This is a genomic window from Burkholderia sp. A2, assembly GCF_001729305.1.
Classification (GTDB): Bacteria; Pseudomonadota; Gammaproteobacteria; order Burkholderiales; family Burkholderiaceae; genus Burkholderia; species Burkholderia sola.
In genome coordinates, this window is record NZ_LZXX01000123.1 from 1 (window position 1) to 13032 (window position 13032).

Sequence of the window (13032 nt, forward strand, 5' to 3'; positions counted from 1 at the left end):
GCGCGTCGAGACGCGCGCATGGTTATGCCCTGTCGATCCAGCGCGGGCGTTTCTCGTCGGGCTTCGCGTCGATCGGTCGGCCGCCGTTGCTGCGATCCCAAGCGCAACGATGAACACCTGTGATGTGTTCGACAATCCGTTCACCATCTTCCGGCCGGATGCGAATGCTCGCGCGGACGGTCGGCCGCTGGTTTTCGCCTACCGGGTCAAGGTCGAACGTGAAAGTCACGTCACGGTAGCCGGGAGCATCGCCGTAGGTTATGAGCTTGGCACTGAAATCCAGTTCGTTATCGGCCTGCTGCCGACTGGCGAGCTCGTCATGCCGCGCCAGTCGCGTGCGCTCGGCCGAAGCGTAAGCGGCGGTCTGTGCATCGCGTTCAAACTCCTTCGCAACGGCCGGTACAAGGATTGCCCACTCCGGGCCAATGCGGTCGATTGCTTCGGCAATCGTGTGGTTCATCGCAGCGAGCCAGTCAGGCCGGTTGAGAACGAGCGCGGCCGCGAGGGCTTCGCCCTTAGACATGGCATTGATGCCGCCGGCTGCGGCGTCGCGCGCCTTGCTGAGCATGTGCTTGAAATCTGGACTACTAGTGTCGATCACCGCTTCGGTAATCTTGCTGAGCATGCTCTTGAAATCCCGATTGCTCTTGTCCATCGTCACTCCCGATATCGGCGCGCAACGGCGCGGGTGGTTGCTGACCGCTCGGCACGCTCACACTGCGCGCCACGTTGCAAATCATAGTCGCACATCATTCCTAATACAAGACTATGTTTTGCAACATGGCGTGCCTCGACCGTACAAGGGTTTGACGGCGGCCGGCGCGACGTTGCACAACTTAGGAGTTTTGCAACGCGACGAAGCGGCGAGCGGGTAGCATCAGCATTGAGTCGATGGGCGCGACGACAACGGGGGAACCGTGTTCGATACAGACGAGGAAATAGAGGCTTACATCGCCGGCCTACAGGGCGGCCTCGATGAATTCCGGCAAATGATCGGCTCGGGGCGCATTGCGAATATCCGGCAGCAACGCGGCCGGGACTATCTACAGCGCCTCGATGCGCGCGGCGCGGCAGAGGTGGAGAGACGGCAGCTCGACGCGGCCGAACGCGGCGCGGAAGCCACGGAACGCGCAGCGGCAGCCGCTGAGACTTCGGCGCGCGAAGCGGCGAAACAATCAGCGATCGCTGCTCGCGCCGCGACAATCGCCATCATCGCGTGCATCGTGACTGCCATCTTGGGCGTTGCCGGCGTGCTTGTGACGTGGCTCAAGTGAGCCGCCTTCAAAAAAAACGGCCGCCGCAGCGACCGTCGAAAACTCCGCCGAAGCGCGGAGCCTGAGAGAGTGTATTAATCAGCGCGAACGGCGCGGTGCGTGCCGGCGGGTGCATCGTCGTCCTCGATGAGGAACTGACTGCGATCCTTCCCGGCAATCCAAGCTGGTTCATGGCCTCGGCCGCTCCACTCGCGGCCGGTGGCCGGGTCGCGGTACTTTGCGACTATCGGCTTGGTGTTGTACGTCCCCCGTCGATATCGTCGGAGTTCGTTCGAAGTAATGTCCCATTCGGTCATCTTCTCGCGAATCTCCTGCAAAACGTTTTGCCGTTCGTCCTGCCTTGCATTCTCAATGCGCCGGTCTAGCTTCTGCAACTCGGCGCTGAGGTGCCTGTACGTATCGCCTTTCACCTGATTCTGTCCTCCGTGCTAGTTGATGCGATCAGTTCGTGCCGGCCGCCTTCGGTGCGGTCGCCTTCCACGTCTGGAATGCCTTGTCGCGCTTCATGTGCTGGATAAGAACGTGCTCGATGATGAAATCAAGCGATAGCTCTACACCGTTCATTTCCTGATAGGCCCGCTGGTACGCGAGCAAGTCGGCGTGAGCCTCCTGCGCGAGCTGCACGGGGAGCTTCGTCTTTTCCGGCTCGCGCTTGACGATCGGCAGCAGCAGGCGATTCGAGGGATTACGGGGCGTTTTCTGCGTCATGGTGAGTAGCTTCCTTAGTGCTTGGCGGTAACGGTTTTGAAGACATTGAGCGGCCAGAGCCACACGTAATAAAGCCGCACGTCGATGCGGCTGTTCCAGTTGAGTCCTTGCAAGGCTTCAGAGGGCACGACGCGGGCAAGCAGCACCGCGATATAGCCCACAAGCACGTAAGCGCCGAACGTCAGGACGGCGCTATTCGTGGTCGAGAACCCCAGGCGCGGCGTGGCGAAACCTACGATCAGCAAAAAGCCAAGCAGGATGCCCACGTTGGTGAGCCGCACGCGCAGCGCGCGGCCACGCGTCATGTTGAGGTCGCGCTGTTTGAGCGCGGCCTGTTCCTGTTCACTCGCGACGCGCGCAAGCCGAGCTGCCATAGCTTCGCCGTGCCGGCGGAACAGGTACGGCGCGATGCGCCGATAGATGGCCGTCGCAAAGCCGCCGGCCACAAGCACGATAACGGCGTTCATGATGATTTGATGCGTCGTGTTCTGCATGGTGTCGCCTCCTTAGCGCTTGGCGTGCTTCTTCTTGAATACCGGGTCGTACAGCAGCTCAACGCAGTTCCAGTCGCGCATATAGATAATCACGTCGATGGTGGCGTGGACGGTGCGCAGGATCATGTCGTAGTCGAGCATCCGGCCGACTTCGGATGATTTGACGAGATCCGCGATGCGCCACGGCGTTTCAACGGCACTCTCCGAGTGCGTCGAAAAGATGTTGCCGGGGTGGCCGGTGTTCGCGCTCTTGAGGTAATCCCAGGCGGCGTCATCGCGCAGCTCGGTCAGGAAGATACGATCAGGCGAAAGCCGCATACAGGTGCGCAGGCATTCGCGTGCGGACAAGCGGCCCTCCTGCTCGCCGTACATCAGATAGCCGATTTCGTCTTGCGCATCTGAACCCACTTCGTGCGTGTCCTGTAACACCATCACGCGCTCACTGCGTGGCACGAGATTCAGGAGCGTGCGCGTCCAGGTTGACTTGCCCGAGTTGGTCGGCCCCGCTACCGCGATGTTGCACTTGCCGACCACGGCCTTTTTCAGAAACTCGACGTAACGGCGCTCGTCGCGCAAGGCGATCATTTCCTGCTCGAAGTCGGATAGCTTCGTCGCGTCATCAAAGGTTCGTACCTTGAGCTGGTCGAAGCGGCCTTCGGCGTCCAGTTGCTCAAGGGTCTTGTCCACGGCGAGGTGCTTACGGAACGCAATCAGTACCGTGCCTTCGAGCACGGCCGGCGGCCAGCAGATTACGCCACGCGTACCGTCCGGCAGCATCACGTCATTGACGGGCTGCCGGGGCAACCCGTTCGCGTTCATCAGCGTGTCAGTCAGGCGATTGAGATAGGAATGCGTGAGGAACGGCGCGTCGTGAAAAACGCGGCCCTGCCGGGTCGCGCACACGAGCTGGCCGAACCTGTTCACGCGCATTTCGTACACGTTCTCGTCTTGAAAATACTTCTGCAACGGTTCGAGCGTGTGAAGCAACGATTTGTTGTCGAAATACTTGGCTTGCATCGGTGCATTCATGGCTGCGTCCCATCCATAGAGAGCGTGTACACGTCACTGAAATCAACATCGCGGCGAACATAGATATTCACCGTGTCGCCCTGCGCGTCATACAGCGTCGGCGGTACGTCGATGGTCGCGCGCAGCGCTTCGGCCGCGAGCTGGTTCGACGTGTTCGACGTGTTGTCGAGGTTCAGATACGTGTTGTTGCTGCCGCTGTTCGCGCTGTTGGCCGCCGCTTGCACAAGGCCCGAGCTGAGGTCAGAAAAGAGCGAAATCATCATCGCCCCGCCAAAGCGCGTCCAGAAGTGGGTATCGACCTGTCCCGGAATGCCCGAGCTGCCGAGCGCGTTCGTGCCGGGGCTGTCGAGATTCGCGATGGTGTTGTCGGGATTGCGAACCCGCGTCCACAGGACGAATACGCGGTTCTGCCCTGCCTTGATGCCCGCCGTGATTTCGCCGTCAACGTGCGCGCCCTTGTCGATGAGCTTCACGCGACCATCGGCCGAATACACGTCGCGGCTCACCTGGCACCCGACCATACCGGGCTGCGTCGTGTCCAGCTCGGTTTTCGTGCCGCACGGAATCATCGTGCCGCTCGGGATAGTCAGGCTCGGATGCGCAAGCAACGTCGCCTTGACGGCCTGCGGCCGTGTGGCGGTTGTCTGCCGGTCGAACGCGTCGCTGCTGGAGCTGACGCGCTGCATGGGCGATCCGGCGGGCTGGCCGCCCGGTGCGCCGCCTTGAGCGCCGGCCGGCGCCTGGCCTTGGTCGGCGCTGACCTGCTGGCCGCCCGCGAGCTGAATCCCGAGCCGGCGTGCGTTCGCGACGGCTTCCGGCGAGGGTTCCTGCTGCTGCCGCGAGTCCTGGTGTGCCGGTTCCGCCTGTGCCGGCGCGCTGGCCGGCGTGGCTGCGGTCGCTGGCGTCGAGTTCGTCGGTGTGTCGCTGAACGTGCGTTCCGGCAAAGCGCCTTGATAGGGCTTGTCCTGCTTTGAGGCGGCTACAGGCTGCGCGGCCGGCTTGCGATGCAACGCGCCGTATACCATCCAGCCGACAAGGCCAAGGCCGAGCACGATCACAAGGACGATAAAGGCGACGAGGCCAGGCGTCGATGCACGCGGCCCCTTGTTGAACGATTGCCGGCCGTCCTGCACGGCGGCCGTATCGGTGCGGTCGGTCATTCGTTATCTCCTTCGGGTTGCTTCTGCACGCGGCGCACATACGGCGAGACGGTGCCGCTCGGGTTCGCGCCGATCGAGGGGTTGTAATTCGCGTTAAGCACGCCAACCACCTTGTCTTTCGAACGGATACGCCACTGCCGCGCAACGTTTTCCGCGACGATGATGTTGTGGTTTGGCCCTTCGATGTGAACGTTCGGCACCGCCTCTTTGCCGGCCGAATTGATATAGGTGATGGTCGGTAGTTCGGCGTTCGGCTCAAACTTGAAGTAGGTAAACCGGAAGTTGTCCCACACGTTGACCGGGCGAATGTCTTCCGTGCCGGCCTCGTCGGAACGGGAATAGCTCAAGTTCGAAAGGCCCGCGCTGGACGCGTTTGCCAGTGCTTCTTTCACGCGCTGCGCGTTGGTTTTCACGAGCGCCGACTTGCGGTCGTCGTCCGGGTAGGTGTAGTTGAGCGCAAGCGTGGCCGAGCGCATCGCCCACGGCGTTTTGATGAACGTGCCCGGCGTGTTGCCGAGCTGACTACCATCGCCGCCACGCGAGCCGATGAAATGCAGGAGGATGTAATACACGCGGCGATCCGTGAACAGCGTCAGGTTGGTGTCGCTATTCGCGTTCGTCGGCCAGACCATGATGTGATTGCCGTTCTGCGACAGTCGCCAGCCGCCGGGGTCGCCAAAGGTGTGCGTGACGTACCGCTCACCGGGCGCAACATTGATCGTGAGAGACAGACCAATGACGCAATTGACCTCCACGGTATCGGTCGGGTTAAAGACAACAGACTTGATGCGGTAGTCGTGGGGCGAATTGGTTTTCGGCCCCACGGCGCACGCATACTGCGCGCCCGTCAGTGCGAGCGCGGCGGCAAGTGTGAGCATCGCGCGTCGCATAGTTATTTCTCCGTTGCTTCCGTGTTCGGGCGGAACGCCGTGACCTGAAAACCGGCCGGGTTGATGTATCGCTGCTTGGCGGTCATCAGTTTCTTGTCGTACTGGTACGAAACGGTCGCGATCCAATGCACGGTCGGCTCCGGCTCGGGGCGATTGCGATACTTCTTCGTCGTGGTGTAACGCACGGTCGCAATGCCGTGCTCCGTATCGAGAATGACGGAATTGACCTTCACGGTGGTCATTTCAGAGTCGCCAAGCTGCTTGTCGGGCGCGTTCGGGCCATTCCAGCGCTTCTTGTACTCATCGGCCAGCGCGCCCGTTGCCGTCAGGTTCACAAAGTCATAGTCCGCTTGCGAGGAATAGAACTCGTAGCCCGTATAGTGGTTGACGAACTGCGCAACCCAATAGCCGTCCGTCAGTTCCCCATAGCTGGTGACCTTGCCGCCGGGAAGAATCGAAAGCTCCTGAATCGCGCCCGTCGATGAGTCGCGCCAAAGAATGTGCTCTGCGATCGGCTCGCAATAACGCCAGATCACGAAGGCGGCGAGCAACAGGGCGAAGATGCCGAAGCCGCCAAAGCCGCAGGCAACCTGCCACGCGCGCTTGCGCGAACGCAGGATTTCGTCGGTCAGGTCGAGTTCAAGGCCTTCCCGTTCTTCCAGATATTTGTCGAGCGCGTCGGCCGTAACGGGCTTGCGCAGTGCGAGCTTATTCATCATCGTGCGGTTCCTCCAGCATTCGCGCCCGTCGCCGGCTGCGGCGTGGCGCTTCCTTGCAGTTCATCAGGAATGTTTTTGTTGGCTGAGACAAGGTGGCTCATGTCAGGCTCGGGCGGCGGCTTGATACTGGCGCAGCCCGTCAATGAAATTAGTACTGCCAACATGGCAAAAATGGCGCATCGCTTCATGGCTGGTTCTCCCTGCGTATGGTGTTAGGAACGGCTCTGCGCGCCTTGTGAGCCTCGCGCGTAGTTGTAGCCGCTGCTCGCGCTGCTCCCCGAGCCGCCGCTTGCGCCGCCCGAGCTGGAGCCGGAGCCGCTGCTACCGCCGCTCGATCCGCTGCCGCTGCCCCTGCCCGAGCCGCTACCACCGCCGCCGCCGCCGGATTTTCCGCCGGCACTGGAACCGCCGCCGGCTGCGGATATGTGTTGCGCGAGCTTCGTGCTGACGCCGTTGGTAAGCCTCGCGGCAAGGTCGGGTAGCGACTTCAGCAGCACGACCGCCATAACCGTGACGATGGCGGCCGAAATGATCGACATGAGCACGCCGGCATCGGGATTCGGCGTTGCGGCGGCCGATATCGCGTTGTCGAAAAACTTCATGAACATGCCGAAGCTCATCGCTGTCATGGCGATCAGCGCAACATAGTTAAAGACCGAGCCAAGCCAGTTCCCGAAGAAGCTCACGAGCGGCGGTGTAATCAGCAAGAAAATGAAGATCGGGCCGAAAACCACCGTTACGGCAAGCAGGAACTTGGCAAGCAGGATCGAGATAGCGCCGATACCGCAGATAAGCACCGTCGCCAGCAGCACGACGAGAGCCAACAGCAACGCCACAAGCCCTTGCTCTGAAAAGATGCTTGCCTGTGCGAACAGCGTTCGCATGACGGTCAGAGAATGATCCATCGCCTGGTCAATCATCGTGGCGATAGCGCTTGTGCTGCTGCCGGCCGTCGAGCCGTTGAGTAGCAGCACGGAGCTGAGGCTGTCCGGCAAGCTAAGCGCCCACGTCGCGAGCGTGGCCGCATAGAGGCCTCCGGTGCCGGCAATGGCAACGATGGCGTAGTACTGCATGAACTTCTTCACGAGCTGCGATAGCGGCTCGCCGCTCGGCATCAACATGGTCGAAACGCCGTCGATCAGAAGCTGGATCGTCAGGCCGACCGCCGCGATGGGCGCAGCCCACGAGACGATGCGGCTTACGTTCTCGGCAACGATCTGCGTCGTTACCGTGTCCATGTAGGTGAATATCTGCGTAACACCATCGTAGGCCATTGCCGTTCTCTCACTTGGCGGTCAGGTTGGGCGCAGTGTTACTGCTCTGGCCGCCGTTCCGGTAGTAGTCTTTGCCGTTGATGTAAATGTCCGATTCGGCGTTTTGCGCGTTCATGCAATTGGCCGAAACCTGCTTCGCGGCATCATCCTTGCAGCTCGCGACCTCGGCTTTGCGTTCGGCGTCGTGCTCGCGATACCAACTGCGCGTGTGCGCTTCTTCCTCCTTGTTGTTGCACGCCGCGAGAATGAGAACCACGAGAATGAGCGTTGCCTTTTTCATGCTGGACTGTCCTTATTGGCCGGTGATATTGGGAGCGGAATTCGATTCGCTGTCGTCGCCGTACAGGTAGCGCTTTTGGGCGACGGACTGCTGTTGGCGCAGGAGGTTGTCTTGCGCCTGCTGGCCCATCGCCATGAGCTGGAGCTTGGCCTGTTCGCCGTGGATCGCGCCCTGGGCGGTCTGGATGCGGGCCTGTAGATCCTCGATCTGCTTTTGCGTGGTGGCCTGCCCGATCTGGCTCGTAAGCGACTGCATATCGTTTAGCTCACGCATTTCGTTGTCGTAAGCCTGCTCGGTCATGGCGCGGTCGTAAGCGCCCTTGGCGTGCAACTGCTGGTTGATGAACGTCAGGGCGTCGCCGCGGCCCATGCCCTGAATCTGGCTGTCGAAGCGCGAGAGGATGGACGAGGCGGAGCCGGACACGCTCGATGAGCTGTTCATCGCGTCCGAATAGACCTGCTCCCAGTTCTGCGGCAGGTTGCCTTTGAGCGTCGAAAGGCTCGTCGGCAAGAGGTTCTGGTACTGGCCAATGTTGCCGGTAATGGCCGCGTACTGACTCTCGGCCTGTTGCAGCTGCGATTTCAGGTTCGCGATTTGTTGCGCGAAGTTGGCGGCCTGCTGCGCGAACGAAGTCGGGTTCGTCACGACGATCTGCGCCTGTGCGCCTGCGCACGAGGCGGCCAGTACAACGGCGGCTACGGTGGTTCTCACGAATTTCATGGCGTCTCTCCTTTAACGGCCGGCTTTGCGGCCGACGACTGCGGCGTAATACTTCGGCAACCACACGTCGGGATCATCGGTGCCAAGGTCACGAATGAGCTTTTCAAGCCGATCCGCGTTATCCGGCGTGCCCGACAAGATGCTGATTTCTTCGTCCATGCCTTCGAGCTTCATGCTCGCCAGCCCGGATTGGCCGCCCTGGCGGAGAAGGAATTGACGGCTGTTCTCGGGAATCGACATAACCGCGTCGATATCGGCGGGCGGGCACTTCAAGCCCCTTTCGCCGTAGTCCTCGCGGTCGGCGTCGCGGTTTTCGAGCAGGATTTGCGTAACCATCTGCTGGATAATGGTCTTGCCGATCGTGCTCGAAATCGCGTCGTTCGGCTCCTGCGTCGAGAACACATAGATGCAGTCCTTCTTGCGGTCGTTCTTGATGCCACGCTTGACCTCGCGAACCATGATCGGGTCGTCGAGATACTGCGCGAACTCGTCAAACACCTGAATGAAGCGGCGCTTGCCGTCGATCGTTTCGCGCACGCGGAAATTCAGATACATCAGCATCGGCGTGCGAGTGACCGGCGCGATTTCATCCTTGCCGACGAGAAATTCGGTCAGGTCAAACGCGTTGATATCGTTCTTGCGGAAGTCGAGCAGGTCGGCGTCGTTATCGAACAGCCAGCCGTACTCGCCGTGGCGCGTCCACGGCAGCAGCATGGCGGCCACCGTCAGGCGCATGGCCGAAGTGCGGTGCGGCTTCTCGCAGTGCTCCATGACCGCAGTAATCGTGCGGCTCTCCATCGGGATATAGGACTTGCGCGCTTCCAGCTCGGCGGCGCTAAAGTCGGCGTCGGTGGGCGGCCCCATCACGGCGTCAATGGCGCTGTTGAGCGTGTCCAGCTCGGGCTGCTCCATCGGCTTGCCGTTCAGCGTGATTTCGCAAAGCACACGCAGCAAACGTTTGACAAAAGCAAGGTGAATAAGCGTCGGGATGAGCTGGAGAGGTTGCCAGCCGGTGTCCAGCCCCTCTTTCAGTACCGTGTAATGGCCGCGTAACGCCTTGACGAGTGGATACATGCCGCGATCGCGGTCATAGATCGCCATGCGCGGGTTAATCGAAAGCTCGGTCGAGAACGCCAGCAGCGCATTGAGCTTGGTCGTCTTGCCGGAGCCGATCCGCCCGAAAATACCCGTCACGCCGGCCGGCCGCTTGCCAAACGAGCGCTCAAGCTTCGGCGTCGAATGGAAGTTGAGGAAAAGCGGCGAGCCGCTCACGCCGCGAAACAACATGATTGCGCGGCCCCACGGGTTGTCCGTGGGCTTGCCCGAAATGAAGTTGTGAAACGACGAGAAACAGAACAGGTTCCAGCTATTGACGGGCACCGGCCGGGGCATCCAGGCTGTATTGCCAGGCAGGCGCGAGTAAAACGCCGCGTCTGAGGCGAGGCTGACCGCACCGGCCGATATGCCGCACTGGTTCATCATGACCTTGGCTTGGCGCGCGATCTGCTGCGCGCCATCGGCCGTGAGCGAAACAACGTGCATCACGGCGTAGTAAAAGCCCATGATGATGCGGCCCGCTGCAACGTCATCGCGCGCCGTGCTCAATTCCTCGGTTTGCGACTTGCTCGGGTCGTTCGTCTCCATCATGGAAAGCTGCTGGTTGCGCAGAAGCACGCGACCGGCCGCACGCGACATGCAGCAAAACACCTGCGTCAGCACAAACTCAAACGGTGCTTCCATCAATAGATTGAGCTGGCCCGGTTCGGTGTTTTCCTCGAAGTCGTGAATCTCGATGCCCGCCATATAGAGATTGCGCTCGACGGTGCGCAGCTCGATCACGTCACCAAAGAGCGAGCTAACCGGCCGATTCGTCATCAGGTAATCGCAGATGCGACCACGGCACACCGGCACGACCGACCATTCGCCATTCGCAAGGAAGCTGAACCATTCGAGCACGCGCGAAAAGACGTGCCTCTGCGCGAGCGGCACCGGCTCTGCCGGCGCGCTGGCCGGCTCATCGGCCGGCAGCTCGGCCAACAGGTCGCCTTCGGGGTCGTCGTCGTCCGGGTCGTCATCATCAATGTCGGCTGCGGCGGTGTCGTCGTCCTCGATGATGTTGCCGTTCTTGTCGCGGTAATAAAGGGTCAACGGCTCGATGCCGTAGGCGCTCATTGCGCCCATGAGCTGAGTCGAAATGTCCTCCAGTTTCTCGATTGCCTGCTTCTGGCGTTCTTCGAGCTGTTCGCGCGACGGTCGATCAAACTTCGAAAGGAACTGCTGTGCGATATCGCCAACCGGGTTGTATACGACCGTCAGATACCAGTCGTTGACCATCAGCGGTGCCTTGTCGAACATCTTGCGGTACTTGGCATTCAGATCGCGCGCAAACTTGGTCGGAAATTCGCCGTCCGGGTAGCTCGCGATCTTGTGATGGTGCAAGTGCGTCCAGAATTTGACGTGCTCGTTGCCGATCTGCTTCGCAACGTGGTTGAGGTCTAGCACCCAATGGCGCAACGTCTCATCGGTGGCACTCGCGTGCGTTCGGCCTTGAATGCGAAACGCCATGACGTACTCGCCTCCGACCGTGCTGACAATCGTGGGCGTGAGGTGCTGCGAGTACGGAATGAACTGCGTAAACGAAGGCTCTTTCACGAAGCTCTTGTTCTTTTTGATCTCTCGGGTAGCAACGGCCATGCTATACCTCGTCTCGGTGATCCTCTTTGATTCGGTCGATGTAGCTGACCGGCGAGAAACTAGAGCCTTTCCAGAGTGCAGTGAGTCGCGAGTCGAACCGGTTGCGCACCTTGGTTTTGATCCATAGCCACAAGATGCGGAACATGCGTTCGTCGTGCTTCGTTATCGCGTACTCGACCATCCACAGCAGCGCGAACAGCAACATCGCGTACAGGTGGATGAACATATACAAGGCACCGCAGAACATGAAGGTTCCAAGGAGCACGGTGCGCGGCACGAAAAACCAGCACGGCACACGCGTAGCCCCTTTGAACAGCGGAAATTTCGCGGCCATCACGAAATCCAGTAGCCGACAATCGCAGAAGCGGAGCCGGCGACGATCAGGCCAATGACCGGATAGACGAGCTGGTGCAGCTTGACCATGTGAGCCATGAGGCCAACGCCCATCGCGACGATAATCATTGCGCAGCCAACCGGAACCCAAACCATCATCCAGGTCTGTGCGGAATTGAGGCCGGACGCGCCCGTATCGACGGCAAAAGCCTGCGTGGCCGCAAGCAGGAACATCAGGCCCACGGCGACTTGCGACGCTTGAATCTGCTTCTTCTTCATTGGGGTTCACTCCACGGTTAAGTTTTCGGACTCCCATTCGAAGTCCGATAGAGACAACGCACACTCTTTGACGCCAACCTGCGTGTCGATCCAATCGACCAGCGCGCGCAAGTCAGACCACGTTCTAGGCTCCAGCGCCTTCTTGACGCGAATCGAGCACGTATAGGCCTGGCCGGCTTCGTTCCGAATGTCGATGAACGGAATCCACTGGCGAGACTCGATGCGATGAATCACAACGCGATCGACCTGCCATTCGCGCAGGATGCTTTCGAGCTGGCTTTGCATCGCCAGATACACAACGGTTTTCATTGGCCTCCTTTTGCTGAAACACGGCTCATGAACGCGCCGAGTTCGGGATGGGCGAATGCCCCTTCTTCGATTTGTCCTGCCGCGCCCTGCTCGCCGCCCTGCGTGGCCGGGTCGGCTGCGGGCTGCGCGGGCACGGCTGCTGCGATGGCCTGCCGGCGAACCGGCGTCGCGCTCGATGCGCTCGGGCTGGTAGGTGCGCCCGCATCGTTCGGATTGATTGGCCCGTCCATCAGCTCGGGCACCTTGTAGCGAACCTGAGCGACAACCCGCTTGACGTAGCCGTTTGCAAAGCCCTTGCTTTGCGAATCGGTGTTGTAGCAGGACAAGGCGCGCTGCAAAGCGCCCTGCCCTTCTCCAACGGCCTGCACGGCGCGCGCATAGCAGTTGCCAAGAATGAGGGCCGCCGCGCGCAAGTTGGTACAAGGGTCTAGGAGCTGTTCACCGGTAAGCCCTAGACTGCGAAAATTGCCAGAATTGATCTGGGCAAACCCAACGTCATAATTCCAGCCGCGCTTGTTGAGCAACGCGATGGCGTCGCGCGCGTCCTGCTCCGTCACGGGTTGACGTGGCAGGCTGTTACCGCCGTTGACGTTGATGGCGTATTGGTTGTTGTGCGACTCGGCGCGAACCAGATACGCAAGCGTCAGAGGATGAATGTCAGGCGCGCACGTGCGGGCCAGCGCGAGGATCTGCGGTGACAACGCAGCAGGCGTCGCCTCCGCACCCACGGGCACGGCCAGGATTGGAACGAGAGAGAGTGCGGCGAATTTATTCACACATCCTCTTTTGCACGAAACGGACAGAGTATATTATGGAAGCGTAATCAGTGAGAGGCAAGGACAAAAATGCGAGTCGGCGTCTTGTCAGAA

General features: G+C 60.5%; 18 protein-coding genes. 1 reads left to right on the forward strand and 17 read right to left on the reverse strand.

Annotated features, from left to right (window positions below; translation table 11 throughout):
• Positions 1-22: 22 nt before the first annotated feature.
• Entirely contained in the window at positions 23-655 is a 633-nt protein-coding gene (locus tag A9Z05_RS36510) for a hypothetical protein (RefSeq protein WP_069620881.1), read from the reverse strand.
• Between the two features lie 262 nt (positions 656-917).
• Between A9Z05_RS36510 and A9Z05_RS27610 the strand changes: the two genes are divergently transcribed.
• A complete protein-coding gene (locus A9Z05_RS27610) occupies positions 918-1274 on the forward strand; it encodes a hypothetical protein (protein WP_069620882.1) in 357 nt (118 codons plus the stop codon).
• A gap of 74 nt (positions 1275-1348) precedes the next feature.
• Here the strand turns inward: A9Z05_RS27610 and A9Z05_RS27615 are convergent, their stop codons facing one another.
• From A9Z05_RS27615 to A9Z05_RS27685, 16 genes are read right to left on the reverse strand one after another with little or no spacing between them, the layout of a single operon-like run.
• Positions 1349-1684, reverse strand: coding sequence for an H-NS family nucleoid-associated regulatory protein (locus tag A9Z05_RS27615; RefSeq protein WP_069620883.1), 336 nt, complete (start codon positions 1682-1684; stop codon positions 1349-1351).
• A gap of 31 nt (positions 1685-1715) precedes the next feature.
• Entirely contained in the window at positions 1716-1982 is a 267-nt protein-coding gene (locus tag A9Z05_RS27620) for a DUF2274 domain-containing protein (RefSeq protein WP_069620884.1), read from the reverse strand.
• A 14-nt stretch (positions 1983-1996) separates the two neighbouring features.
• A complete protein-coding gene (locus A9Z05_RS27625; RefSeq protein ID WP_069620885.1) occupies positions 1997-2476 on the reverse strand; it encodes a hypothetical protein in 480 nt (159 codons plus the stop codon).
• Positions 2477-2488: 12 nt separating this feature from the next.
• Positions 2489-3505, reverse strand: a complete 1017-nt coding sequence (locus tag A9Z05_RS27630; protein ID WP_069620886.1) for an ATPase, T2SS/T4P/T4SS family — start codon at positions 3503-3505, stop codon at positions 2489-2491.
• A complete protein-coding gene (virB10, locus tag A9Z05_RS27635; RefSeq protein ID WP_069620887.1) occupies positions 3502-4665 on the reverse strand; it encodes a type IV secretion system protein VirB10 in 1164 nt (387 codons plus the stop codon). The genes A9Z05_RS27630 and virB10 overlap by 4 nt, the downstream gene beginning before the upstream one ends.
• Positions 4662-5555: a TrbG/VirB9 family P-type conjugative transfer protein gene (locus A9Z05_RS27640; RefSeq protein WP_069620888.1), complete on the reverse strand. Its 894-nt coding sequence runs from the start codon at positions 5553-5555 to the stop codon at positions 4662-4664. The genes virB10 and A9Z05_RS27640 overlap by 4 nt, the downstream gene beginning before the upstream one ends.
• Before the next feature lie 2 nt (positions 5556-5557).
• Positions 5558-6274, reverse strand: a complete 717-nt coding sequence (locus A9Z05_RS27645) for a virB8 family protein (RefSeq protein ID WP_084044477.1) — start codon at positions 6272-6274, stop codon at positions 5558-5560.
• A complete protein-coding gene (locus A9Z05_RS36515) occupies positions 6271-6462 on the reverse strand; it encodes a hypothetical protein (protein WP_218077824.1) in 192 nt (63 codons plus the stop codon). The genes A9Z05_RS27645 and A9Z05_RS36515 overlap by 4 nt, the downstream gene beginning before the upstream one ends.
• Before the next feature lie 24 nt (positions 6463-6486).
• Positions 6487-7548: a type IV secretion system protein gene (locus tag A9Z05_RS27650; RefSeq protein ID WP_069620889.1), complete on the reverse strand. Its 1062-nt coding sequence runs from the start codon at positions 7546-7548 to the stop codon at positions 6487-6489.
• 10 nt (positions 7549-7558) lie between these two features.
• Positions 7559-7828, reverse strand: coding sequence for an EexN family lipoprotein (locus A9Z05_RS27655; RefSeq protein ID WP_069620890.1), 270 nt, complete (start codon positions 7826-7828; stop codon positions 7559-7561).
• A gap of 12 nt (positions 7829-7840) precedes the next feature.
• Entirely contained in the window at positions 7841-8548 is a 708-nt protein-coding gene (locus tag A9Z05_RS27660) for a type IV secretion system protein (protein ID WP_084044478.1), read from the reverse strand.
• A gap of 12 nt (positions 8549-8560) precedes the next feature.
• Complete coding sequence (locus A9Z05_RS27665; protein WP_069620891.1) at positions 8561-11242, reverse strand: conjugal transfer protein TraB; 2682 nt, start codon at positions 11240-11242, stop codon at positions 8561-8563.
• Position 11243: 1 nt separating this feature from the next.
• Entirely contained in the window at positions 11244-11576 is a 333-nt protein-coding gene (locus tag A9Z05_RS27670) for a VirB3 family type IV secretion system protein (protein ID WP_069620892.1), read from the reverse strand.
• Positions 11576-11854, reverse strand: coding sequence for a TrbC/VirB2 family protein (locus A9Z05_RS27675; RefSeq protein ID WP_069620893.1), 279 nt, complete (start codon positions 11852-11854; stop codon positions 11576-11578). The genes A9Z05_RS27670 and A9Z05_RS27675 overlap by 1 nt, the downstream gene beginning before the upstream one ends.
• A 6-nt stretch (positions 11855-11860) precedes the next feature.
• The gene (gene korA, locus A9Z05_RS27680; RefSeq protein ID WP_069620894.1) at positions 11861-12163 is read right to left on the reverse strand and encodes a KorA family transcriptional regulator; all 303 of its coding nucleotides are present in this window, start codon (positions 12161-12163) and stop codon (positions 11861-11863) included.
• Entirely contained in the window at positions 12160-12939 is a 780-nt protein-coding gene (locus A9Z05_RS27685) for a lytic transglycosylase domain-containing protein (protein ID WP_176730256.1), read from the reverse strand. Before A9Z05_RS27685 ends, korA begins: the two co-directional genes overlap by 4 nt.
• Between the last annotated feature and the right edge of the window lie 93 nt (positions 12940-13032).

What these genes read in the sequence shown, in the direction of transcription:
- A9Z05_RS36510 (WP_069620881.1), bottom strand. Translation starts at nt 655, where the DNA reads ATGGACAAGAGCAATCGGGATTTCAAGAGCATGCTCAGCAAGATTACC.
- A9Z05_RS27620 (WP_069620884.1), bottom strand. Translation starts at nt 1,982, where the DNA reads ATGACGCAGAAAACGCCCCGTAATCCCTCGAATCGCCTGCTGCTGCCG.
- A9Z05_RS27625 (WP_069620885.1), bottom strand. Translation starts at nt 2,476, where the DNA reads ATGCAGAACACGACGCATCAAATCATCATGAACGCCGTTATCGTGCTT.
- A9Z05_RS27630 (WP_069620886.1), bottom strand. Translation starts at nt 3,505, where the DNA reads ATGAATGCACCGATGCAAGCCAAGTATTTCGACAACAAATCGTTGCTT.
- virB10 (WP_069620887.1), bottom strand. Translation starts at nt 4,665, where the DNA reads ATGACCGACCGCACCGATACGGCCGCCGTGCAGGACGGCCGGCAATCG.
- A9Z05_RS27640 (WP_069620888.1), bottom strand. Translation starts at nt 5,555, where the DNA reads ATGCGACGCGCGATGCTCACACTTGCCGCCGCGCTCGCACTGACGGGC.
- A9Z05_RS27645 (WP_084044477.1), bottom strand. Translation starts at nt 6,274, where the DNA reads ATGATGAATAAGCTCGCACTGCGCAAGCCCGTTACGGCCGACGCGCTC.
- A9Z05_RS36515 (WP_218077824.1), bottom strand. Translation starts at nt 6,462, where the DNA reads ATGAAGCGATGCGCCATTTTTGCCATGTTGGCAGTACTAATTTCATTG.
- A9Z05_RS27650 (WP_069620889.1), bottom strand. Translation starts at nt 7,548, where the DNA reads ATGGCCTACGATGGTGTTACGCAGATATTCACCTACATGGACACGGTA.
- A9Z05_RS27655 (WP_069620890.1), bottom strand. Translation starts at nt 7,828, where the DNA reads ATGAAAAAGGCAACGCTCATTCTCGTGGTTCTCATTCTCGCGGCGTGC.
- A9Z05_RS27660 (WP_084044478.1), bottom strand. Translation starts at nt 8,548, where the DNA reads ATGAAATTCGTGAGAACCACCGTAGCCGCCGTTGTACTGGCCGCCTCG.
- A9Z05_RS27665 (WP_069620891.1), bottom strand. Translation starts at nt 11,242, where the DNA reads ATGGCCGTTGCTACCCGAGAGATCAAAAAGAACAAGAGCTTCGTGAAA.
- A9Z05_RS27670 (WP_069620892.1), bottom strand. Translation starts at nt 11,576, where the DNA reads ATGGCCGCGAAATTTCCGCTGTTCAAAGGGGCTACGCGTGTGCCGTGC.
- A9Z05_RS27675 (WP_069620893.1), bottom strand. Translation starts at nt 11,854, where the DNA reads ATGAAGAAGAAGCAGATTCAAGCGTCGCAAGTCGCCGTGGGCCTGATG.
- korA (WP_069620894.1), bottom strand. Translation starts at nt 12,163, where the DNA reads ATGAAAACCGTTGTGTATCTGGCGATGCAAAGCCAGCTCGAAAGCATC.